This is a genomic window from Cellulomonas algicola, from assembly GCF_019024305.1.
Classification (GTDB): domain Bacteria; phylum Actinomycetota; class Actinomycetes; order Actinomycetales; family Cellulomonadaceae; genus Cellulomonas; species Cellulomonas algicola.
This window is the reverse complement of sequence record NZ_JAHKSJ010000002.1, coordinates 771436-793176: the sequence shown is the minus strand read 5'-3', so window position 1 is coordinate 793176 and position 21741 is coordinate 771436. Positions and strand designations below refer to the sequence as shown.

Genomic DNA, 21741 nt, shown 5'->3' with positions numbered 1-21741 from the left:
CCCCCCCCCCCCCCCCCCCCACGGCCGAGCCGAGGGTCAGACGCGGCGGCGCTTCGGCGGGCGGCAGCCGTTGTGCGCCTGGGGCGTCACGTCCTGGATCGAGCCGACCTCGAGGCCCGTCGCCTGGAGCGAGCGGATCGCGGTCTCACGGCCCGAGCCCGGGCCCTTGACGAAGACGTCGACCTTGCGCATGCCGTGCTCCTGGGCACGACGCGCGGCGGCCTCGGCGGCGAGCTGCGCGGCGAAGGGCGTCGACTTGCGCGAGCCCTTGAAGCCGACCTGGCCGGAGGACGCCCACGCGATCACGGCGCCGGACGGGTCCGTGATGGAGACGATCGTGTTGTTGAACGTGCTCTTGATGTGCGCCTGGCCGTGGGAGACGTTCTTCTTCTCCTTGCGGCGCGGCTTGCGCACGGAACTGCGGGTCTTGGGAGGCATCTGCTTCTTCTCTCGTGGTCGTCAGGCTGCGTGTGCCGACGTCCCGGGACCTCTCGCCGTGGGCGCGGTCCTCGCGGGACGTGCGGGTTACTTGCGCCCGGCCTTCTTCTTGCCGGCGACGGTGCGCTTCGGGCCCTTGCGGGTGCGCGCGTTGGTCTTCGTGCGCTGACCGCGCACGGGAAGGCCACGGCGGTGGCGGAGGCCCTCGTAGCAGCCGATCTCGACCTTGCGGCGGATGTCCGCGGCGACCTCACGGCGGAGGTCACCCTCGAGCTTGAAGTTGCCCTCGAGGTAGTCACGCAGCGCGACGAGCTCGGTGTCCCCGAGGTCCTTCACGCGGACGTCGGGGCTGATGCCCGTGGCGGCGAGGGTCTGCTGGGCGCGCGTGCGACCGACCCCGTAGATGTAGGTGAGCGCGATCTCCAGCCGCTTCTCGCGGGGGAGGTCGACGCCGATGAGACGTGCCATGTGCCTGGTGGCTCCTGAACTGCGTCGGAGGTCTTCCGCACCGCCTCCCCGCGTGCTGCGGGCCCCGGCCTCCGACCGAGGGTTCGCCGGTCCGGACCGGGCTGCTGCCCGGCACTGTCCGGAGTGGCGGTGCGCTTGCCGGCCCCTGCCCGGGGCCGATGGTCCCGTGCGGGACCGGTGGTGCTGCTCGACGTGCTCCGCGGGACGGACCCGCGGCGCACCGTCAGGGCGTCAGCCCTGGCGCTGCTTGTGGCGCAGGTTCTCGCAGATCACCTGGACGCGACCGTGCCGGCGGATCACCTTGCACTTGTCGCAGATCTTCTTGACGCTGGGCTTGACCTTCATCGCGTTGATTCCTCCGCCGCCGCTGACCCACGGGCTCCCCCGGGGCGTGACGGCGTGTTCGAGTGGTGGTTACTTGTAGCGGTAGACGATCCGACCGCGGGACAGGTCGTACGGGCTCAGCTCGACGACCACCCGGTCCTCAGGGAGGATCCGGATGTAGTGCTGACGCATCTTGCCCGAGATGTGGGCGAGCACCTTGTGGCCGTTCGTGAGCTCCACGCGGAACATCGCGTTCGGCAGAGCCTCCACGACGCTGCCCTCGATCTCGATGACACCGTCCTTCTTCGCCATGTCCTCCGCTAACTGTCGGTCCTGGTCTTGATCAGCCCACGTCGGCCGTGGCCCCCGCGCGTGCGGGAGCGGGACCGGCGTTCGTGGAGAGTGCGAAGGCCCGGACCGCACCGAGGCCGGCCCGTGTCGAGGACGACGGGTCGACCGTGGCGCGACGGCTGTCAGGAGCCCCACGATCGCGGGACGACTGTCAGCCAACTGGGCGCACACACCCAACGGACTATGTTACGGCATCCGCCTCACAGGACGAAACCGCCGGACCTGCGCCCCCTCCTGCCACGGGGACGTCGCCAGGTCCGGCGGTCTCGTCACGGGCCGTCAGCGGCCCGGGTCGTGCTCGGTCAGGCGTCCGAACCGCTCGGACGGCGACGGTGGCGCAGCGCCAGCAGCACGCCGCCGGCGGCGACCAGCACTCCGGCGCCGACCGCGAGCGGCAGCGCCGTGGAGCCGGTCGTGGCGAGCGCACCCGCTGCGAGCACCTCGGAGCGCACGGTGGGCGCCGGCGTCGACGACGGGGCCGCGAGAACCTCCGACGTGGGCGACGGGGTCACCGCGGGCGTCGCGACCGGCGTGGGCGTCACGCTGGGCGTGGGCGTGACGTCGTCGTCCACGACGTCCGTCGGGACCGGCGTCGGCGTGGGCGCCTCGGGCGTCACGCTCGGCGTCGCCGACGGGGTCGGGCTGACGGTCGGCGTGGGCGTCGCGCTCTGCGTCGGCACCGGGTAGGTCGGCGCGCAGGCCGGCACGGCGCCCACCTGCTCCTCGAGGTCCCAGTGGTCCGCGGCGAACAGCGGCCCGCCCTGGTTGACCCACTTCAGGACGCCGTCCGGGTAGTGCGGCGCGTCGGAGTCCGTGAAGACCTGGGGACCGCCGTAGGCGGCGTCCTCCTGCACGCCCCAGCCCGGACCGCAGACCTCGAACGGCACCGCGTCCTTGATCTGGTCCCACGTGATGTTCCGCCACTGGGCGCCGTCCCACGTCGCGACCAGGTACTGCTGCGTCGAGTTCTCCCACGAGGCCGGCGCCTTGGCGTCCTTCTTCAGGTAGACGTACGCGGCCGTGGTGGTCTGGCCGCCGCGCGTCGGCTTCGGCTGCGCCGACTGCATCGGCGTCGGCGTCGTCGGCGTGGTCGAGCTGGGCTTCGGCTTCGGCTTGCTCCACGAGTCACCGCGGTGCGAGCCGCCGTGGCCCCCGTGGCCCGAACCACCGGTCGCCGCCGCCGGTGACGCAGCGAGCAGGCCCACCGCGAGGACGGACGTCCCGACGACGGCGGCCCGCCGCGCGTGGGACCGGAGGGACGGACGACTGCTGCGCTGCATAGGGACCAACCCATCGTGTGCGGCAGGCATGACGAGGGGGCACACGCCTGCGTGTCCGACGGACCGCACGCGAGCACCCCGCCGCGGGCGTGCGACGAGGTGCGGGAGCGGTCCTGGCGGGAGGACGATCCCGCCGCGCGGCACACTATCCGACAAACCGGACGCCGTGGGGCTGTTTGCCCAGGTCGGGCGCATTCGGACGGGAAACTGGACGCGTGTTCACCCGATCGTGTGGTAGCGCTTCCCGCACGCGGGGGACGCGCATGCCTTGAGGGCTGGGCAGAGTCGACGGCGTCGGCGCGGGGACGGTGAGGGGCGCGCCGACGAGGGAGCGGAGTGACCTTCGCGCCACCGAGCTCAGCGCGGCGACCGCGACCGTCGCGCCGACGAGGTTGGCGCGGCGACGCGACCGTCGCGCCGACGGGGTCGGCGCAGCGACGTGGCCACAGGCTCGCCGGCGCACGTCGCTCCGGCGGGCTGGTCACGCGAGCGGGGCGACCTCGACGCCGAGCGCGCCGAGCTCGGCCGCTCCCCCGTCGTGCGCGGTGAGCACCCAGATCCCGTCGTCGAGGACAGCGACGCTGTGCTCCCAGTGCGACGCGCGCGACCCGTCGACGGTCACGACGGTCCAGTCGTCGTCGAGCACCTGCGTGAAGCGCTGCCCGCGCACGACCATCGGCTCGATCGCGACGCACAGGCCCGGCTTCACGCGCGGGCCACGGTCGCGCGCCCGGTAGTTGAGGACGTCGGGCGGCTGGTGCATCGCGGTCCCGATGCCGTGACCGACGTACTCCTCGACGACCCCGTACCGACGCCCGTCGTTCAGACCGGCCTCGAGGGCCGCGTCCACGACGTCCTCGACGGCCTCGCCGACCGCGCCGAGCCGCTCGGCCGACGCGAGCGCGGCGATCCCGGCCCACATGGCCTTCCGCGTCGTCTCGGCGAGGTCGGCGTCGGCCTGCTCCCCGCCGTCGAGCACGACGGTGATGGCCGAGTCGCCGTGCCAGCCGTCGACGACGGCGCCGCAGTCGACGGACACGACGTCGCCGGGCTCGAGCACGCGGGCGCCCGGGATGCCGTGCACGACCTCGTCGTTGACGGACACGCAGAGCGTCGCGGGGTACCCGTGGTACCCGAGGAAGGACGGGGTCGCGCCGGCGTCGGCGATGATCGCGGCGGCGACGGCGTCGAGCTCGGCCGTCGTCACGCCGGGGGCGACGTGATTCCGGACCGCCGCGAGGGCGTCCGCGACGACCAGGCCGGCACGTCGCATGACGCGCACCTGGTCGGGGGTCTTGTACTCGATGCGCTCACGGCCGAACACGGGCACCACCGACGAGGCCCGCGTCAGCGGGCGAGCGAGCCGATCGCGGCCACGAGCCGCTCGGTGACCTCGTCGACCTCGCCGATCCCGTCGACCTGCACGAGCAGGCCGCGGTCGGCGTAGACGGCGGCGATCGGGGCGGTCTGCTCGGCGTACACGTCGAGCCGGTGGCGGATGACGTCCTCGGTGTCGTCCTCGCGGCCCTCGATCTCGGCGCGCTTCAGGAGACGGCCGACGACGACGTCGGGGTCCGCGGTGATCTCGACCGCGAGGTCCACCGCGCGGTCACCGAGGATCTCGTCGAGCGCCGCGACCTGGGCGACGTTGCGGGGGTACCCGTCGAGCAGGAAGCCCTCGGCGACGTCGTCCTGCGCGAGCCGGTCGCGCACGAGGTCGTTCGTCAGCTCGTCCGGGACGAGCGCGCCGGACGCGGTGATCGCCTGGACCTTCTGGCCGAGCTCGGTGCCGCCCTTGATGTTGGCGCGGAAGATGTCGCCGGTCGAGATCGCGGGGACGCCGAGCCGCTCGGCGAGGCGGGCCGCCTGGGTGCCCTTGCCCGCTCCGGGCGGGCCGAGGAGGACGAGACGAGCGCTCACCGCAGGAACCCTTCGTAGTGCCGCTGCTGGAGCTGCGACTCGATCTGCTTGACGGTCTCCAGGCCCACGCCGACGACGATGAGGATCGACGAGCCGCCGAACGGGATGTTCGTGCTGACGTCGAGGGCGATGAAGACGATGGTCGGGATCAGCGCGACGAGGGCGAGGTAGATCGAGCCCGGCGCCGTGATCCGCGTGATGACGTAGTCGAGGTACTCGGCCGTGGGACGGCCTGCGCGGATCCCGGGGATGAAGCCGCCGTACTTCTTCATGTTGTCCGCGACCTCGTCCGGGTTGAACGTGATCGCCGTGTAGAAGTAGCAGAAGAAGATGATGAGGAGCACGTAGATCGCGATGTGCCACGGCGACGCCGGGTCCGCGATGTAGCGCGACACCCACTGCACCCAGCCCGCGGTCGGGTCGCCGAACTGGGCGATGAGGCCCGGGACGGCGAGCAGCGACGACGCGAAGATCACCGGGATGACACCGGCCATGTTGATCTTGATCGGGATGTAGGTGCTCGACCCGCCGTACATGCGACGGCCGACCATGCGCTTGGCGTACTGCACCGGGATGCGGCGCTGCGACTGCTCGACGAAGACGACGAGCGCGATGACGAGCACCACGACGGCGAGGACCGCGACGAACTTCGCGCCACCGCCGGCGCCACCGGCGATCGACCACATCGCGCCGGGGAAGCTCGCGGCGATCGACGTGAAGATGAGGAGCGACATGCCGTTGCCGACGCCGCGCTCGGTGATGAGCTCGCCGAGCCACATGATGAGGCCGGTGCCCGCGGTCATCGTGATGACCATGATGAGCAGCGTCACCCAGCTGTCGTTCGGGATGACGTCGACGGTGCAGCCCTGGAACAGCTGGCCGCTGCGCGCGATCGTGATGATCGTCGTCGACTGGAGGACCGCCAGGGCGATCGTGAGGTACCGGGTGTACTGCGTGAGCTTCGCGGTGCCGGACTGGCCCTCGCGGTGCAGCTCCTCGAACTTGGGGATCACCACGCGCAGCAGCTGGATGATGATGCTCGCCGTGATGTACGGCATGATCCCCAGCGCGAAGACGGAGAGCTGCAGGAGCGCTCCCCCGCTGAACAGGTTCACGATCCCGATCAGGTCGTTCGCGCCCTGCGTCTGGTCGATGCAGACCTGCACGTTGGGATAGCTGACGCCCGGGGTCGGCAGGAACGAGCCGATCCGGAAGACGACCATGATCCCGATCGTGAAGAGCAGCTTGCGCCGCAGGTCGGGCGTCCTGAACGCCCGGACGAATGCGCTGAGCACCTGGTCCTCCTGGGCCGCCGATCGGCGGCGTCTCGTGCGACCCGGCTGTCCCGGACCGCGAACCCCGCCACGACGCGGGGCAACGAGGCACCCTAACGGATGCCCGACGACAAACGGAACGAGGCCGGTGGGAAGTGAGATCCCACCGGCCTCGTCCGGCGATCAGTCCTGCGCGACGGAACCGCCGGCAGCCACGATCTTCTCCTTGGCGGACGCCGAGTAGGCGTCCACGGCCACGGAGACCTTGACCGTGAGCTCGCCGGTGCCGAGCACCTTGACGGGCTGGCCCTTGCGGACCGCACCCTTCGCGACCAGGTCGGCGACCGTCACGTCGCCACCGTCCGGGTAGAGCGCCGAGAGCTTGTCCAGGTTGACGACCTGGTACTCGACGCGGAACGGGTTCTTGAAGCCACGGAGCTTCGGCAGACGCATGTGCATCGGCATCTGCCCGCCCTCGAAGGCGGCAGGGACCTGGTACCGGGCCTTGGTGCCCTTGGTACCACGACCGGCCGTCTTGCCCTTGGACGCCTCACCACGACCCACACGGGTCTTGGCGGTCTTGGCGCCCGGCGCCGGACGCAGGTGGTGCACCTTGAGGGTGCCACCGGCGCCGGGCTGGGCGGCTGCCTCGGCCGCCTTGCGGGCGGCCTCCGTCGGCGCGGCCTTCTCGGCCTTCGCCGGAGCGGCGGCCTTCTTGGCCGGGGCCTTCTTCTCGGCAGCCGGCTTCTCCGCGGCGGCGGAGGCGGTCTCGGCCTTGTCGGCCTTCGCCTTCGTCGTCTTCTTCGGAGCCTCGGCAGCCGCGTCGGCGGCCTTCTTGGCGGGAGCCTTCTTGGCGGCGGCCTTGGGGGCCGTCACCTCCTCGGTCTCCTTCTTCTCGTCAGCCATGCTCACTCCACCTCTTCGACCGCGACGAGGTGCCGCACGGTCTGGACCATGCCGCGGATCTCAGGGCGGTCCTCCTTGACGACGACGTCGCCGATCCGCTTGAGGCCCAGGGTGCGCAGCGTGTCGCGCTGGTTCTGCTTGCCACCGATGCCCGACTTCTTCTGGGTCACCTTGAGACGAGCCATCACGCACCCACCTTCTCGGCAGCGGTCGCACGACCCTCGGCCTGGGCCCGCAGGAGGGCGGCCGGGACGACGTGCTCGACCGGCAGGCCACGGCGCGCGGCCACGGCCTCCGGCTGCTCGAGGCCACGGAGGGCCGCGACCGTCGCGTGGACGATGTTGATCGCGTTCGACGAGCCGAGCGACTTGCTCAGGACGTCGTGGATGCCGGCGCACTCCAGGACGGCGCGCACCGGACCACCGGCGATCACACCGGTACCCGGCGACGCCGGACGCAGGAACACGACACCGGCGGCGGCCTCACCCGTGATGGGGTGCGGGATGGTGCCCTGGATGCGGGGGACGCGGAAGAAGTTCTTCTTCGCCTCCTCGACACCCTTGGCGATCGCCGCGGGCACCTCCTTGGCCTTGCCGTAGCCGACGCCGACGGTGCCGTCACCGTCGCCCACCACGACGAGCGCGGTGAAGCTGAAGCGGCGGCCACCCTTGACGACCTTGGCGACGCGGTTGATCGTCACGACGCGCTCGACGAACTGGCTCTTCTCGGCGGCGTCCTGACGACGTCCACCGTCACGACGGCCGCCGTCGCGGCGGTCGCCGCCGGTGCCGCCCTGGGCACCGGTGTTGCTGCGTGCAGGAGCAGCCATCAGTGAGTCCTCTTCTTCCCGGTGTACGTCGTCACAGCTTCAGACCACCCTCGCGGGCACCGTCGGCGACCGCGGCCACCCGGCCGTGGTACTTGTTGCCGCCGCGGTCGAAGACGACCGCGTCGATGCCCTTGGCCTTCGCGCGCTCGGCGACGAGCTCGCCGACCTTGCGGGCCTTGGCGGACTTGTCGCCCTCGGCCCCGCGCAGGTCGACCTCGAGGGTCGACGCCGACGCGATGGTCTGGCCGATGCCGTCGTCCACGACCTGGGCCGTGATGTGACGGGCGGAGCGGGTGACGACGAGGCGCGGCCGAGCAGCCGAGCCCACGACCTTCTTGCGCAGGCGCAGGTGCCGGCGCTGGCGGGCGATCGTCTTGCCCTTGCCCTTGATGCTGATCGCCATGGCTTACTTCCCAGCCTTTCCGACCTTGCGGCGCACGTTCTCGCCCGCGTACCGCACGCCCTTGCCCTTGTACGGCTCGGGCTTGCGGATCTTGCGGATGTTCGCGGCGACCTCGCCGACCTGCTGCTTGTCGATGCCCTGCACCGAGAAGCGGGTCGGGGCCTCGACGACGAAGGTGATGCCCTCCGGCGGCGTGACGACGACCGGGTGGCTGAAGCCGAGCGCGAACTCGAGGTCCGAGCCCTTCGCGGTCACGCGGTAACCGGTGCCGACGATCTCGAGCTTCTTGACGTAGCCCTCGGTGACACCCGTGACCAGGTTCGCGAGGAGCGTGCGGGTCAGGCCGTGCAGCGAGCGCGAGAGGCGCTCGTCGTTCGGGCGGGTGACCACGAGGGCACCGGCCTCGTCACGCGCGACCTCGAGGGGTGCGGCGACCGTGTGCGAGAGGGTGCCCTTGGGGCCCTTCACCGTGACGACGGCACCGTCGATGTTGACGTCCACGCCGGTCGGGACCGAAACGGGGATCCTGCCGATACGAGACATTGGCGTTCTCCTTCCGGGTCTCGATTACCAGACGTAGGCGAGGACTTCCCCACCCACGCCCTTCTTGGCGGCCTGCTTGTCGGTGAGGAGACCCGAGGACGTGGAGAGGATCGCCACGCCCAGGCCGCCGAGCACCTTGGGCAGGTTGGTCGACTTGGCGTACACGCGCAGGCCCGGCTTGGACACACGCTTCAGGCCGGCGAGCGCACGCTCGCGGTTGGGGCCGTACTTCAGGGTCACGACGAGGTTCTTGCCCACGGGGGCGTCCTCGACGGTCCAGCCCTGGATGTAGCCCTCGGCCTGCAGGATCTCCGCGACGTGCGACTTGAGCTTCGAGAACGGGATCGACACCGTGTCGTGGTGCGCCGAGTTCGCGTTGCGCAGACGCGTGAGGAAGTCTGCGATGGGGTCGGTCATGGTCATCGGGCTTCAGCCCTTTCTCGCCGGGGTATCCCGGACCCGCTCGACGCGGGCCCGGGACCTACCGACGATCGTTCCTACTGGGGGTCTTACCAGCTGCTCTTGGTGACGCCGGGGAGCTCGCCGCGGTGGGCCATCTCCCGCACGCAGATCCGGCACAGGCCGAACTTGCGGTACACCGAGTGCGGACGGCCGCAGCGCTGGCAGCGCGTGTACGCACGCACCGCGAACTTCGGCTTGGCGGCAGCCTTGTTGATCAGAGCGGTCTTCGCCATGGTCAGTTCTCCTTGAACGGGAAGCCGAGGAGCTTGAGGAAGGCGCGACCCTCGTCGTCGTTGTTCGCCGTCGTGACGATCGTGATGTCCATGCCGCGGACACGGTCGATCCGGTCCTGGTCGATCTCGTGGAACATCGACTGCTCCGTGAGACCGAAGGTGTAGTTGCCGTTGCCGTCGAACTGCGTCGCCGACAGGCCGCGGAAGTCACGGATACGGGGAAGCGCCGTCGAGAGCAGGCGGTCCAGGAACTCCCAGGCACGGTCGCCGCGCAGCGTGACGTGCGCGCCGATCGGCATGCCCTCGCGCAGCTTGAACTGCGCGATGGACTTGCGGGCCTTGGTGACCTGCGGCTTCTGGCCCGTGATCTGGGTCAGGTCGCGGATCGCGCCCTCGATGAGCTTGGAGTCCTTGGCGGCGTCGCCGACACCCATGTTCACGACGACCTTCACCAGGCGCGGGACCTGGTTGATGTTCTCGTACGCGAACTGCGTGTTGAGCGCCGGCTTGATCTCCTCGGCGTAGCGGGTCTTCAGACGCGGCTGGGCCGGAGCGGTGATCTCGGTCATCAGATGTCCTTACCGGAACGCTTGGCGACGCGGACACGGACGTTCCGCGTGCGGCCGTCACGCTCGACCTGCTCGGTGCGGTAGCCCACCCGGGTGCCCTTCTTGGTCTCCGGGTCGACGAGCATCACGTTGCTGATGTGGATGGGGGCCTCGACGGTCTCGATGCCACCCGTGCGGGTGCCACGCTGCGTCTGGCCGGCCTTGACGTGCTTCTGCACGCGCTGCACGCCCTCGACGACGACGCGCTGCGTCTCGGTGAGCACCTCGAGCACGCGGCCCTGCTTGCCCTTGTCGCGCCCCGAGATGACGAGGACGAGGTCGCCCTTCTTGATCTTCGCCATGGTCAGAGCACCTCCGGCGCCAGCGAGATGATCTTCATGAACTTCTTGTCGCGCAGCTCGCGGCCCACGGGGCCGAAGATGCGCGTCCCACGGGGCTCCCCGTCGTTCTTGAGGATCACGGCGGCGTTCTCGTCGAACTTGATGTACGAGCCGTCCGGACGGCGGCGCTCCTTGCGGGTGCGCACGATGACCGCCTTGACGACGTCGCCCTTCTTGACGTTGCCGCCGGGGATGGCGTCCTTGACGGTGGCGACGATGACGTCACCGATGCCTGCGTAGCGACGGCCGGAACCACCGAGAACGCGGATGCAGAGGATCTCCTTGGCACCCGTGTTGTCGGCGACACGCAGTCGCGACTCCTGCTGGATCATTACCTACTCCTGTCGTCCGGCGGGTTCTCGGTCGATCTGGCCGCCGAGCCTGGCCTGACGTAGTTGCCGTGATGCACACGTCGCGGCGGGGGTGCTCCCTGACGGGCTCACCCCCGCCGCCCGTGGGCAACTTGGGTGGTGCGGGTCTTACTTGGCCTTCTCGAGGATCTCCACCAGACGCCACCGCTTGGTCGCGGACAGCGGGCGGGTCTCCATGATCAGGACGAGGTCACCGATGCCCGCCGAGCCCTGCTCGTCGTGCGCCTTGACCTTGCTGGTCCGCCGGATGACCTTGCCGTAGAGCGGGTGCTTGACCCGGTCCTCGACCTCGACCACGACGGTCTTGTCCATCTTGTCGCTCACGACGTAGCCGCGGCGCGTCTTGCGGTACGCGCGGTGCTCCGCCGTGGCGGTGGTGCTCTTCTCGTTCATGCTGCCCTCACTCGCTCGCGGTCGGAGCGGTACGGATGCCGAGCTCGCGCTCGCGCAGGATCGTGTAGATCCGGGCGATGTCGCGGCGGACGGCCTTCAGACGGCCGTGGCTCTCGAGCTGACCGGTCGCGGACTGGAAGCGGAGGTTGAAGAGCTCCTCCTTGGCCTTCTTCAGCTCGGCGACCAGCTTCTCGTCGTCGAAGGCGTCCAGCTCCGTGGGAGCCAGGTCCTTGGTTCCGATAGCCATCAGTTACCACCCTCGCGAACCACGAAACGGGTCTTCATCGGGAGCTTGTGCTGGGCGCGGCGCATGGCCTCACGAGCCAGCGGCTCCGGGACGCCGGCGAGCTCGAACATCACTCGGCCGGGCTTGACGTTGGCGATCCACCACTCGGGCGAGCCCTTGCCGGAACCCATGCGGGTCTCGGCGGGCTTCTTCGTGAGGGGACGGTCCGGGTAGATGTTGATCCAGACCTTCCCACCACGCTTGATGTGGCGGGTCATGGCGATACGCGCAGCCTCGATCTGCCGGTTCGTGACGTAGGCGGGCTCGAGAGCCTGGATGCCGTACTCGCCGAACGAGATCTTGGTGCCACCGGTCGACGCGCCGGAGCGGCCGGGGTGGTGCTGCTTGCGGTGCTTGAGTCGGCGCGGGATGAGCACGGCTCAGGCCTCCGTTCCGGTCTCAGCCGAGGTCTCCGCCGCGGGAGCGGCCTCGGTCGCGGGGGCCTCGACAGGGGCGTCCGAGGTGCGCTGCTCGCGACGGCCGCCGCCACGGGGGCCGCGGTCGCCACGCTCGCCACGGTCACCGCGCGGGCCACGGGCCGGGCGCGGGGCCTGGGTCGCCTGCTCGCGGGCGAACTCCTTCTCGGTGACGTCGCCCTTGTAGACCCAGACCTTCACGCCGATGCGGCCGAAGGTCGTGCGGGCCTCGAAGAAGCCGTAGTCGATGTTCGCGCGGAGCGTGTGCAGCGGCACACGACCCTCGCGGTAGAACTCCGTGCGGCTCATCTCCGCGCCGCCGAGGCGGCCGGAGACCTGCACGCGGATCCCCTTGGCGCCGGCGCGCTGCGCCGACTGGATGCCCTTGCGCATCGCGCGGCGGAACGAGACACGGCTCGCGAGCTGCTCGGCGATGCCCTGGGCGACCAGCTGGGCCTCGATCTCGGCGTTCTTGACCTCGAGGATGTTGAGCTGGACCTGCTTGCCCGTGAGCTTCTCGAGCTCGCCGCGGATGCGGTCGGCCTCCGCGCCACGACGCCCGATGACGATGCCCGGGCGGGCGGTGTGGATGTCGACGCGGACGCGGTCACGCGTGCGCTCGATCTCGACCTTCGCGATGCCGGCGCGCTCGAGACCCGTGCTCATGAGCTTGCGGATCTGCACGTCCTCGCGGACGTAGTCGCGGTAGCGCTGACCCGGCTTCGTCGAGTCGGCGAACCAGCGCGACCGGTGGTCCGTCGTGATGCCCAGGCGGTACCCGAGCGGGTTGACCTTCTGTCCCACTATCGGGTCCGTCCCTTCGTCTCGCGCTCAGCGACGACCACGGTGATGTGGCTCGTGCGCTTGAGGATCTGGCTGGCACGACCCTGCGCCCGCGGACGGAACCGCTTGAGCGTCGGGCCCTCGTCGACGAACACCTCGGAGACGTAGAGGTTCGCCTCGTCGAGCCGCTCGCTGTTGCGCTTCGCCCCCTCGACCGCGTTCGCGATCGCCGACTGCACCGTCTTGAGGACGGGCTCCGCGGCCGCCTGCGGCGCGAACTTCAGCACCGCCACGGCCTCGCCGGCCTGCTTGCCACGGATGAGGTCCACGACGCGCCGGGCCTTCTGGGGCGTGACGCGGACGAACCGCGCCTTCGCCTTGGCTTCCATTGCTGTCCTGCCTTCTTGTCTCTGCCGTCAGGGCGTCACCAGCTGACCGAGGTCAGCGGCGACGGCCCTTCCGGTCGTCCTTCTCGTGGCCGCGGAACGTGCGCGTCGGGGCGAACTCGCCGAGCTTGTGCCCGACCATCGACTCCGTGACGAAGACCGGCGCGTGCTTGCGCCCGTCGTGCACCGCGAACGTGTGACCCAGGAAGTCCGGGGTGATGACCGAACGGCGGGACCACGTCTTGATGACGTTCTTGCTTCCGGCCTCGTTCTGAGCGTCGACCTTCTTCTGGAGGTGGCCGTCGACGAACGGGCCCTTCTTGAGGCTGCGAGGCATCTCGGGCTCCTATCAGCGCTTCTTGCCGGTGCGCCGACGGCGCACGATGAGCTTGTCGCTCGGCTTGTTCGGACGGCGGGTACGACCCTCGGGCTGGCCCCAGGGGCTCACCGGGTGGCGACCACCGGAGGTCTTGCCCTCACCACCACCGTGCGGGTGGTCGATCGGGTTCATGGCGACACCACGGACGGTGGGGCGCTTGCCCTTCCACCGCATGCGGCCGGCCTTGCCCCAGTTGATGTTCGACTGCTCGGCGTTGCCGACCTCGCCGACCGTGGCGCGGCAGCGCAGGTCGACGTTGCGGATCTCGCCGGACGGCATGCGCAGCTGCGCGTACGGGCCGTCCTTCGCGACGAGCTGCACGGACGCACCGGCCGAGCGCGCGATCTTCGCACCGCCGCCGGGCCGCAGCTCGATGGCGTGGATGACCGTACCGGTCGGGATGTTGCGCAGCGGCAGGTTGTTGCCGGGCTTGATGTCGGCGCCAGGGCCGTTCTCGATGACGTCACCCTGCGACAGCTTGTTCGGCGCGATGATGTAGCGCTTCTCGCCGTCCGCGTAGTGCAGGAGTGCGATGCGGGCGGTGCGGTTGGGGTCGTACTCGATGTGAGCGACCTTGGCCGGCACGCCGTCCTTGTCGTGACGACGGAAGTCGATGACGCGGTACGCACGCTTGTGACCGCCACCCTGGTGGCGCGTGGTCACACGACCGGTGGAGTTGCGGCCACCCGTCTTGTGCAGCGGGCGGACCAGCGACTTCTCCGGCGTGGAGCGCGTGATCTCGACGAAGTCGGCGACCGACGAGCCACGGCGGCCCGGCGTCGTCGGCTTGTACTTACGGATTCCCATGAGTCCTCAGATCCTTCCGGGCCGCTCAGCCGACCGGTCCGCCGAAGATGTCGATCGTGCCCTCGCGGAGGGTGACGATCGCACGCTTCGTGTCCTTGCGGCGGCCGATGCCGAACCGGGTCCGACGGGCCTTGCCCTGACGGTTCGCGGTGTTGACCGAGTCGACCTTCACGCCGAACACCTGCTCGACGGCGATCTTGATCTCGGTCTTGTTGGCGCGCGGGTCGACGAGGAAGGTGTACTTCCCCTCGTCCAGAAGGCCGTAGCTCTTCTCGGACACGACCGGCGCGATCAGGATGTCGCGGGGGTCCTTGCCGACGGTGGTCACTTGGTCTCCTCCTCGGCGGCCTCGGACTCGCTCGCCACGGCCTTGGCACCCTTGGCGGGGCCGGCCAGGAACGCGTCGAGAGCGCCCTGCGTGAACACGACGTCGTCAGAGATCAGCACGTCGTAGGTGTTGAGCTGGTCCGCGACCAGCAGGTGCACCCGCTCGACGTTCCGCAGCGACTTCCACGTGATCTCGTCCTGACGCTCGACGACGACCAGCACGTTCTTGCGGCCCGACAGGTTGTCGAGGACGGCGAGAGCGGACTTCGTCGACGGCGCCGTGCCCGGGGCGAAGCCCGAGACGACGTGCACGCGGCCGGCGCGGGCGCGGTCCGAGAGAGCACCGCGGAGCGCCGCGGCCTTCATCTTCTTCGGGGTGCGCTGGCTGTAGTCACGCGGCGTGGGGCCGTGGACGACGCCACCACCGGCGAACTGCGGAGCACGCGTCGAACCCTGGCGGGCGCGACCGGTGCCCTTCTGCTTGTACGGCTTCTTGCCGCCACCACGGACCTCGCCGCGCGACTTGGTGTCGTGCGTGCCCTGGCGAGCCGCCGCGAGCTGCGCGACGACGACCTGGTGGATCAGCGGGACGTTGGTCTGCACGTCGAAGACGTCCGCGGGCAGGTCGGCCGTGCCGGCCTTCTTGCCCTGCGGGTCGAGGACGTCGACCGTCAGCGTGTCGCTCATGGAGGTCACGCACCCTTCACAGCGGAACGCACGACGACGACGCCACCCTTGGGGCCGGGGACGGCACCCTTGACGAGCAGGAGGCCCCGCTCGGCGTCGACCGCGTGCACGGTCAGGTTCTGGGTGGTCTGACGGGCGTTGCCCATCCGACCGGCCATGCGCAGGCCCTTGAACACGCGCGACGGCGTCGACGCGCCACCGATCGAGCCGGGCTTGCGGTGGTTGCGGTGCGAACCGTGGGACGCGCTCACGCCGGCGAAGCCGTGGCGCTTCATGACACCGGCGGTGCCCTTGCCCTTGGTCGTCCCGACGACGTCGACGAGCTGGCCGGCCTCGAAGAGGGCGGCGGTGAGCTCCTGGCCGAGCGTGAACTCGGCGGCGTCCGACGTGCGGATCTCGGCCACGTGCCGGCGCGGCGTCACGCCGGCCTTCTCGAAGTGGCCCTTGAGCGGCTTGGTGACCTTGGTCGGCTTGACCTCGCCGAAGGCGAGCTGCACAGCGGCGTAACCGTCGGTCTCAGCGGAGCGGACCTGCGTCACGACGTTGGTGCCGACCGCAACCACGGTGACGGGCACGAGACGACCGTTGTCGTCCCAGAGCTGCGTCATGCCGAGCTTGGTGCCGAGCAGCGCCGTGACGGGGCGCGCGTTCTGCTGGGTAACCATGAAGATCAGTTCCTTCCCAGCGTCAGAGCTTGATCTCGATGTTCACGTCCGCAGGCAGGTCGAGACGCATGAGCGAGTCGACGGCCTTCGGCGTGGGGTCGATGATGTCGATGAGCCGCTTGTGCGTGCGCATCTCGAAGTGCTCGCGGCTGTCCTTGTACTTGTGGGGCGACCGGATGACGCAGAAGACGTTCTTCTCCGTCGGCAGCGGCACCGGACCCACGACCGACGCACCAGCGCGAGTCACCGTGTCGACGATCTTGCGCGCCGAGCTGTCGATGACCTCGTGGTCGTAGGACTTGAGCCGGATGCGGATCTTCTGTCCCGCCATGGCGTCGTCTACTTCTCTCTCTTCGAACCGGTCCGTCCGACCCCCGCACTCGGGCGTGTCGCTTCAGGCGACAGGCCTCTGCGCTGCGTACCGTTCCCGGCACGAAGGTCGGTGGTTGTAGTCGAGCGTCCACCGCCGGGTGACCCCGGGGTCCGGACGCTCTCCACGTCTTCCTGCCCAGCCGGTCGGGCGCACGTAGGCACACCACCCCCAGCGGGCAACTTGACTAGTCTGCCAGACGGACGCCCGATACTCCAATCCCGCTGTCCTGTGCGCTCCCCCACAACCGCACCGCGACCACGCGGCACGCCGGGCTCCCGGCGCTCGACGTCAGCGCGGGACCGGTCCCCGGGGGCGCCGGCCGACGTGCACGACCGTCGGCGGACGCCGGTCCTCCCACGGCGACACCTCGACCCGCACGCCGTGGGCCGCCGACGCCTCGACGAAGCGCTCGAGCACGTCGACGAGCCGCCGGCGGAAGCCGTCCCGCTCCGCGTCGTGGTCCTCGACCTCGACGCGCAGGACGCACGTGGACCCGTCGACCGCGTGTCCCCGCACGTGCACCGCCGTCGCCACGAACGGCACGGGCAGCTCGGCCGCGACCACGGCGGCCAGCGCGACCTCCCCGAGGACGCCACCCACCGACGCACGCGGCCCACGCACCGTGCACACCGGGACGCCGCCCGCTCCGGCGGTCCGCTCGACCCGCAGCCCGGCCGCCGCGGCGACGCCGGCGAAGACGTCGAGGGCCGGCCCGACGGCGGCGGCGACCGACACGAGGCACGCCGGCGACGTCATCGCGGACGGCCACGGTCGCGGTCCGCCCGCGTCGAGGCCCGACCACGACCGCCACGGGTGACCGACGGGGAGCGACGGCGCGACCCGGTCCGCCACGACGGCGCGCGCCGCGTCCGTCGCGACGTCGGTGAGCCGGCGCACCGCGGGCGGGAGGGTCATGCGCGCGAGCCTAGGTCGACGGGGACGCGCACGGGCGGTGCCCGGACGCACACCACCCGCCCGGCCGACGCGGTCGTCCGCGCCGGGTCAGCGGTCGTCCACGCCGGGTCAGCGGTCGTCCACGCCGGGTCGGCAGGCGTCCGCGCCGGGTCAGCGCCGTTCGACCGTCAGCGAGCCCACACCTCCGCCGACGCGCACCTCGTAGTGCGGCGCGCCCGGGTCGAACCCGACGGTGCTGACCTCGGCGCCCGCGCCGAGGCCGTCCGTCGTCTGGCCGTCGACCGTCGCCGAGCCGGCACCCGACGTGACGAGCGCGCGCACGCCGACGTCCTGCGGCACGTGCACGACCAGGCTCCCCGCGCCCGCGCGCTGGTCCACGACGACCCGGCCGTCGGGAGCGGGAAGGGTCAGCTCGACGACGTCGGCGCCAGCCGCCAGCACCACCCCGTCGACGTCCGTGGCCGCGAGGTCCGCCGTGACGCGCGACGCGCCGCTGCGCACCTCGACCTCCCAGCGGACGTCGGCGGCGACCCGGACCACGACCGCCCCACCGCCCAGGGTCACCACGGGGGCGTCGTCCGGGCCGTCGACCGTCGCGGGCCGGTCCGCCCCCGCCGGCTCCACGACGACGAGGTCGGAGCGCGGCGCGTCCGCCCGCACGGTGAGCGTCGACACGTCGCCCGTCACGACGAGTCGCGCGGACTCCGCGCCGCCTCGCGCCCGCGCGACGCTGCGGTCGGCGTCCGGGCCGCCACCGGGCCCTCCCCACGGCCACGGGCCGAAGCCGAGCGGGCCCTGCGTCACCACCAGGACGAGCGCCCCGACGACGAGCACGGCGCCGACCAGCAGCCACGTGCGGAGCGGGACGGCCGAGCGGCTGCCCGCAGGACGACCGTCGGACGCGTCCACCGCACCGTGCGAGCGCGCACGGTCGTCGAGCGGCTGCTGCCGGTCCGGCTGGGGTCGGTCGCTGTCCGAACGCATGGCGGCGACCGTACCGAGCCACCGCCCGGCCCGCGCGCCGGGATCGGCGCGGCTTCGACGGAACGGTCGGCCACCTGCCCGCGCGCCGGCCGGTGGGACGACGCAGGGCCCGGGAGCCGAAGCTCCCGGGCCCTGCGTTCAGCGATCTAGCCCCGAAGGGCGGTGATCACTTGAGGATCTTCGTGACCCGGCCCGAGCCGACGGTGCGGCCACCCTCGCGGATGGCGAAGCCGAGGCCCTCCTCCATGGCGATGGGCTGGATGAGGTTCACGTGGATCTCGGTGTTGTCACCGGGCATGACCATCTCGGTGCCCTCGGGCAGCGTGATGACACCGGTGACGTCCGTCGTCCGGAAGTAGAACTGCGGACGGTAGTTGCCGTAGAACGGGTTGTGACGGCCACCCTCGTCCTTGGCCAGGATGTAGACCTGGCCCTCGAACTCGGTGTGCGGGGTGATCGAACCCGGCTTCACGACGACCTGGCCGCGCTCGACCTCCTCGCGCTTCGTGCCGCGCAGGAGCAGACCGACGTTCTCGCCGGCCTCGGCGTAGTCGAGCAGCTTGCGGAACATCTCGACGCCGGTGACCGTGGTCTTGATCGCCTTCTCCTTGATACCGACGATCTCCACCTCCTCGTTCACCTTGAGCTGACCGCGCTCGACACGGCCGGTGACGACGGTGCCACGACCGGTGATCGTGAAGACGTCCTCGATCGGCATGAGGAACGGCTTGTCGATGTCACGGACCGGGTCCGGGACGTTCTCGTCGACGGCGTCCAGCAGGTCCTCGACGGACTTGACCCAGACCGGGTCGCCCTCGAGGGCCTTGAGGCCGGAGACGCGCACGACCGGCACGTCGTCGCCCGCGAAGCCCTGCGAGGAGAGGAGCTCGCGCACCTCGACCTCGACGAGCTCGAGGATCTCCTCGTCGTCGACGACGTCGGACTTGTTCAGGGCCACGAGCAGGTAGGGCACGCCGACCTGACGGGCGAGCAGGACGTGCTCACGCGTCTGGGCCATCGGGCCGTCCGTCGCGGCGACCACGAGGATGGCGCCGTCCATCTGCGCCGCACCCGTGATCATGTTCTTGATGTAGTCGGCGTGACCCGGCGCGTCGACGTGCGCGTAGTGGCGCTTCTCCGTCTGGTACTCGACGTGCGCGATGTTGATCGTGATACCGCGCTGCTTCTCCTCCGGCGCCTTGTCGATCTCGTCGAACGGCGTGAAGGGGTTCAGGTCCGGGTACTTGTCGTGCAGCACCTTCGAGATCGCGGCGGTCAGCGTCGTCTTGCCGTGGTCGACGTGACCGATGGTCCCGATGTTGACGTGCGGCTTGGTCCGCTCGAACTTCGCCTTGCCCACTGGGTGTCCTCCTCAGGACTTGGTAGAGAGTGCCCGTCTGCGGCTACCGGGAGGGTAGACGCGAGGCGTGCGGTCCTACGGGTCGGTTTGTGTGATGGAACTACAGGGTTCGACCTGTGGGACTACTCGCCCCGGGTCTTCTTGATGATCTCGTCGGCAACGTTCCGAGGAACCTCGGCGTAGCTGTCGAACTGCATCGAGTACACCGCGCGACCCTGGGTCTTCGACCGCAGGTCACCGACGTACCCGAACATCTCGGAGAGAGGAACCTGGGCGCGGATCACCTTCACGCCCGTCGCGTCCTCCATGGACTGGATCATGCCGCGGCGCGAGTTGATGTCGCCGATGACGTCACCCATGTAGTCCTCGGGGGTGCGGACCTCGACGGCCATGACCGGCTCCAGGAGGACCGGGTCGGCCTTGCGGACCGCTTCCTTGAGGATCATCGAGCCGGCGATCTTGAACGCCATCTCCGAGGAGTCGACGTCGTGCGACGCGCCGTCGAGCAGGATCGCCTTGACGCCCACGAGCGGGAAGCCCGCGAGGACGCCGAGCTGCATCGCGCTCTGGATGCCCGCGTCGACCGACGGGATGTACTCGCGCGGGATGCGGCCACCGGTGACCTTGTTCTCGAACTCGTACAGCTCGCCCTCGGCGGGGTCCAGCGGCTCGAAGGTCATCTGGACCTTCGCGTACTGGCCCGAGCCACCGGTCTGCTTCTTGTGCGTGTAGTCGATCTTCTCGACCGAGCGACGGATCGTCTCGCGGTACGCGACCTGCGGCTTGCCGACGTTCGCCTCGACCTTGAACTCGCGACGCATGCGGTCGACGAGGATGTCGAGGTGGAGCTCGCCCATACCGCCGATGACGGTCTGGCCGGTCTCCTCGTCGAGCTTGACCCGGAAGGTCGGGTCCTCCTCGGCGAGCTTCTGGATGGCCGTGGAGAGCTTCTCCTGGTCACCCTTCGTCTTCGGCTCGATCGCCACGTCGATGACGGGCTCCGGGAAGGTCATCGACTCGAGGACCACGGGCGCCGACGGGTCCGTCAGGGTGTCACCGGTGGTGACGTCCTTGAGGCCGATGAAGGCGTAGATGTGGCCCGCGGTCGCGTCCTCGACCGGGTTCTCCTTGTTGGAGTGCATCTGGAAGAGCTTCCCGATGCGCTCCTTCTTGCCCTTGGTCGAGTTGAGCACCTGGGCGCCCTGCGAGACCTTGCCCGAGTACACGCGGACGTAGGTCAGCTTGCCGAAGAACGGGTGCGCGGCGACCTTGAACGCGAGGGCCGAGAACGGCTCCGTCGCGTCCGGGTGACGCTCGATGACGATCTCGGCGTCCTTGGCGTCGTGGCCCTGGACGGCCGGCACGTCGAGCGGCGTCGGAAGGTAGTCGATGACGGCGTCGAGCATGGGCTGGACGCCCTTGTTCTTGAACGCCGAGCCGCAGAGGACCGGGTAGGCCTCCGAGGCGACGGTGAGCTTGCGGATGCCGGCCTTGATCTCGGCGACCGTGAGCTCCTCGCCACCGAGGAACTTCTCGAGCAGCTCGTCGTCGGTCTCGGCGACGGACTCGAGGAGCGCGGCGCGGTACTCCTCCGCCTTCTCCTGCAGGTCGGCCGGGATCTCCTCGATCTCGTACTTCTCGCCGAGGGCCGTCTCGCCGCGCCACACCAGGGCGCGCATCTCGACGAGGTCCACGACACCGATGAAGTCGTTCTCGGAGCCGATGGGCAGCTGGATGACGAGCGGCTTCGCCTTGAGGCGGTCGACGATCGTCTTCACCGTGAAGTAGAAGTCCGCGCCGAGCTTGTCCATCTTGTTGACGAAGCAGATGCGGGGGACGTCGTACTTGTCCGCCTGGCGCCAGACCGTCTCCGACTGGGGCTCGACGCCCTCCTTGCCGTCGAACACGGCGACCGCGCCGTCGAGGACGCGCAGCGAGCGCTCGACCTCGACCGTGAAGTCCACGTGGCCGGGCGTGTCGATGATGTTGATCTGGTTGTTCTTCCAGTAGCAGGTCGTCGCGGCGGACGTGATCGTGATGCCGCGCTCCTGCTCCTGCTCCATCCAGTCCATCGTCGACGCACCGTCGTGCGTCTCACCGATCTTGTAGTTGACCCCGGTGTAGAACAGGATCCGCTCGGTGGTGGTGGTCTTGCCGGCATCGATGTGCGCCATGATGCCGATGTTGCGGACCTTCGTCAGGTCCGTGAGCACGTCCAGTGCCACGTGA

General features: G+C 70.1%; 33 protein-coding genes. All 33 read right to left on the bottom strand.

Features of this window, described 5'->3' with window-relative positions; all coding sequences use genetic code 11:
• Positions 1-36 precede the first annotated feature (36 nt).
• The 33 genes from rpsK to fusA all read right to left on the bottom strand — a co-directional run bounded on the left by rpsK (position 37) and on the right by fusA (position 21737).
• Entirely contained in the window at positions 37-438 is a 402-nt protein-coding gene (rpsK, locus tag KOV94_RS03680; RefSeq protein WP_013770191.1) for a 30S ribosomal protein S11, read from the bottom strand.
• A gap of 87 nt (positions 439-525) precedes the next feature.
• On the bottom strand, positions 526-906 hold the full coding sequence (gene rpsM, locus KOV94_RS03675; RefSeq protein WP_013770190.1) for a 30S ribosomal protein S13: 381 nt from the start codon (positions 904-906) through the stop codon (positions 526-528).
• Positions 907-1137: 231 nt separating this feature from the next.
• The gene (rpmJ, locus tag KOV94_RS03670) at positions 1138-1251 is read right to left on the bottom strand and encodes a 50S ribosomal protein L36 (RefSeq protein ID WP_013117849.1); all 114 of its coding nucleotides are present in this window, start codon (positions 1249-1251) and stop codon (positions 1138-1140) included.
• 69 nt (positions 1252-1320) lie between these two features.
• Complete coding sequence (gene infA / locus KOV94_RS03665) at positions 1321-1542, bottom strand: translation initiation factor IF-1 (RefSeq protein WP_013770189.1); 222 nt, start codon at positions 1540-1542, stop codon at positions 1321-1323.
• Positions 1543-1883: 341 nt separating this feature from the next.
• Positions 1884-2786 (bottom strand): LPXTG cell wall anchor domain-containing protein, encoded by a 903-nt coding sequence (locus KOV94_RS20935; RefSeq protein ID WP_218051223.1) that lies wholly within the window; start codon positions 2784-2786, stop codon positions 1884-1886.
• 556 nt (positions 2787-3342) lie between these two features.
• Complete coding sequence (gene map, locus KOV94_RS03655) at positions 3343-4185, bottom strand: type I methionyl aminopeptidase (protein WP_218051222.1); 843 nt, start codon at positions 4183-4185, stop codon at positions 3343-3345.
• A 23-nt stretch (positions 4186-4208) separates the two neighbouring features.
• Positions 4209-4781 (bottom strand): adenylate kinase, encoded by a 573-nt coding sequence (locus KOV94_RS03650; RefSeq protein WP_124342383.1) that lies wholly within the window; start codon positions 4779-4781, stop codon positions 4209-4211.
• A complete protein-coding gene (gene secY, locus KOV94_RS03645; protein ID WP_124342382.1) occupies positions 4778-6076 on the bottom strand; it encodes a preprotein translocase subunit SecY in 1299 nt (432 codons plus the stop codon). The genes KOV94_RS03650 and secY overlap by 4 nt, the downstream gene beginning before the upstream one ends.
• 162 nt (positions 6077-6238) lie before the next feature.
• Positions 6239-6961 carry a 50S ribosomal protein L15 gene (gene rplO, locus KOV94_RS03640; protein ID WP_168676976.1) on the bottom strand — a complete coding sequence of 241 codons (723 nt, stop codon included), beginning with the start codon at positions 6959-6961 and terminating at the stop codon, positions 6239-6241.
• Positions 6962-6963: 2 nt separating this feature from the next.
• Positions 6964-7146: a 50S ribosomal protein L30 gene (rpmD, locus tag KOV94_RS03635; protein WP_124342380.1), complete on the bottom strand. Its 183-nt coding sequence runs from the start codon at positions 7144-7146 to the stop codon at positions 6964-6966.
• Positions 7146-7790, bottom strand: coding sequence for a 30S ribosomal protein S5 (rpsE, locus tag KOV94_RS03630; protein ID WP_124342379.1), 645 nt, complete (start codon positions 7788-7790; stop codon positions 7146-7148). The genes rpmD and rpsE overlap by 1 nt, the downstream gene beginning before the upstream one ends.
• Positions 7791-7821: 31 nt before the next feature.
• Positions 7822-8193, bottom strand: a complete 372-nt coding sequence (rplR, locus tag KOV94_RS03625) for a 50S ribosomal protein L18 (protein WP_124342378.1) — start codon at positions 8191-8193, stop codon at positions 7822-7824.
• A 3-nt stretch (positions 8194-8196) separates the two neighbouring features.
• On the bottom strand, positions 8197-8736 hold the full coding sequence (gene rplF, locus KOV94_RS03620) for a 50S ribosomal protein L6 (protein ID WP_124342377.1): 540 nt from the start codon (positions 8734-8736) through the stop codon (positions 8197-8199).
• A 24-nt stretch (positions 8737-8760) separates the two neighbouring features.
• A complete protein-coding gene (rpsH, locus tag KOV94_RS03615) occupies positions 8761-9159 on the bottom strand; it encodes a 30S ribosomal protein S8 (RefSeq protein WP_013770179.1) in 399 nt (132 codons plus the stop codon).
• Between the two features lie 86 nt (positions 9160-9245).
• Positions 9246-9431: a type Z 30S ribosomal protein S14 gene (locus KOV94_RS03610; protein ID WP_013770178.1), complete on the bottom strand. Its 186-nt coding sequence runs from the start codon at positions 9429-9431 to the stop codon at positions 9246-9248.
• A gap of 2 nt (positions 9432-9433) precedes the next feature.
• The gene (gene rplE / locus KOV94_RS03605) at positions 9434-10000 is read right to left on the bottom strand and encodes a 50S ribosomal protein L5 (protein ID WP_124342376.1); all 567 of its coding nucleotides are present in this window, start codon (positions 9998-10000) and stop codon (positions 9434-9436) included.
• Positions 10000-10341 (bottom strand): 50S ribosomal protein L24, encoded by a 342-nt coding sequence (gene rplX, locus KOV94_RS03600; RefSeq protein WP_124342375.1) that lies wholly within the window; start codon positions 10339-10341, stop codon positions 10000-10002. Before rplX ends, rplE begins: the two co-directional genes overlap by 1 nt.
• 2 nt (positions 10342-10343) lie before the next feature.
• Positions 10344-10712: a 50S ribosomal protein L14 gene (gene rplN / locus KOV94_RS03595; protein ID WP_034625870.1), complete on the bottom strand. Its 369-nt coding sequence runs from the start codon at positions 10710-10712 to the stop codon at positions 10344-10346.
• 147 nt (positions 10713-10859) lie between these two features.
• Positions 10860-11144: a 30S ribosomal protein S17 gene (gene rpsQ, locus KOV94_RS03590; protein WP_013770174.1), complete on the bottom strand. Its 285-nt coding sequence runs from the start codon at positions 11142-11144 to the stop codon at positions 10860-10862.
• A gap of 7 nt (positions 11145-11151) precedes the next feature.
• Positions 11152-11391, bottom strand: coding sequence for a 50S ribosomal protein L29 (rpmC, locus tag KOV94_RS03585; RefSeq protein WP_013882864.1), 240 nt, complete (start codon positions 11389-11391; stop codon positions 11152-11154).
• Positions 11391-11807, bottom strand: a complete 417-nt coding sequence (rplP, locus tag KOV94_RS03580) for a 50S ribosomal protein L16 (protein WP_124342374.1) — start codon at positions 11805-11807, stop codon at positions 11391-11393. The genes rpmC and rplP overlap by 1 nt, the downstream gene beginning before the upstream one ends.
• 3 nt (positions 11808-11810) lie before the next feature.
• On the bottom strand, positions 11811-12650 hold the full coding sequence (gene rpsC, locus KOV94_RS03575) for a 30S ribosomal protein S3 (RefSeq protein WP_168676978.1): 840 nt from the start codon (positions 12648-12650) through the stop codon (positions 11811-11813).
• Positions 12650-13018 carry a 50S ribosomal protein L22 gene (gene rplV, locus KOV94_RS03570; protein WP_124342372.1) on the bottom strand — a complete coding sequence of 123 codons (369 nt, stop codon included), beginning with the start codon at positions 13016-13018 and terminating at the stop codon, positions 12650-12652. The genes rpsC and rplV overlap by 1 nt, the downstream gene beginning before the upstream one ends.
• Before the next feature lie 52 nt (positions 13019-13070).
• Positions 13071-13352 (bottom strand): 30S ribosomal protein S19, encoded by a 282-nt coding sequence (rpsS, locus tag KOV94_RS03565; protein WP_124342371.1) that lies wholly within the window; start codon positions 13350-13352, stop codon positions 13071-13073.
• Between the two features lie 12 nt (positions 13353-13364).
• Entirely contained in the window at positions 13365-14201 is an 837-nt protein-coding gene (rplB, locus tag KOV94_RS03560; protein ID WP_013770168.1) for a 50S ribosomal protein L2, read from the bottom strand.
• Between the two features lie 25 nt (positions 14202-14226).
• A complete protein-coding gene (gene rplW / locus KOV94_RS03555) occupies positions 14227-14529 on the bottom strand; it encodes a 50S ribosomal protein L23 (protein WP_124342369.1) in 303 nt (100 codons plus the stop codon).
• Entirely contained in the window at positions 14526-15215 is a 690-nt protein-coding gene (gene rplD / locus KOV94_RS03550) for a 50S ribosomal protein L4 (protein WP_124342368.1), read from the bottom strand. The genes rplW and rplD overlap by 4 nt, the downstream gene beginning before the upstream one ends.
• A gap of 5 nt (positions 15216-15220) precedes the next feature.
• Entirely contained in the window at positions 15221-15880 is a 660-nt protein-coding gene (rplC, locus tag KOV94_RS03545; RefSeq protein ID WP_124342367.1) for a 50S ribosomal protein L3, read from the bottom strand.
• Positions 15881-15902: 22 nt separating this feature from the next.
• Positions 15903-16211 (bottom strand): 30S ribosomal protein S10, encoded by a 309-nt coding sequence (gene rpsJ, locus KOV94_RS03540; RefSeq protein WP_013117879.1) that lies wholly within the window; start codon positions 16209-16211, stop codon positions 15903-15905.
• Between the two features lie 330 nt (positions 16212-16541).
• Positions 16542-17168 (bottom strand): hypothetical protein, encoded by a 627-nt coding sequence (locus KOV94_RS03535; protein WP_218051221.1) that lies wholly within the window; start codon positions 17166-17168, stop codon positions 16542-16544.
• Positions 17169-17318: 150 nt separating this feature from the next.
• Positions 17319-18152, bottom strand: coding sequence for a cell wall-active antibiotics response protein (locus tag KOV94_RS03530; protein ID WP_218051220.1), 834 nt, complete (start codon positions 18150-18152; stop codon positions 17319-17321).
• A 166-nt stretch (positions 18153-18318) separates the two neighbouring features.
• Positions 18319-19512: an elongation factor Tu gene (gene tuf, locus KOV94_RS03525; protein WP_013770163.1), complete on the bottom strand. Its 1194-nt coding sequence runs from the start codon at positions 19510-19512 to the stop codon at positions 18319-18321.
• Positions 19513-19634: 122 nt separating this feature from the next.
• Positions 19635-21737 (bottom strand): elongation factor G, encoded by a 2103-nt coding sequence (gene fusA, locus KOV94_RS03520; RefSeq protein WP_162352744.1) that lies wholly within the window; start codon positions 21735-21737, stop codon positions 19635-19637.
• Positions 21738-21741: the final 4 nt, after the last annotated feature.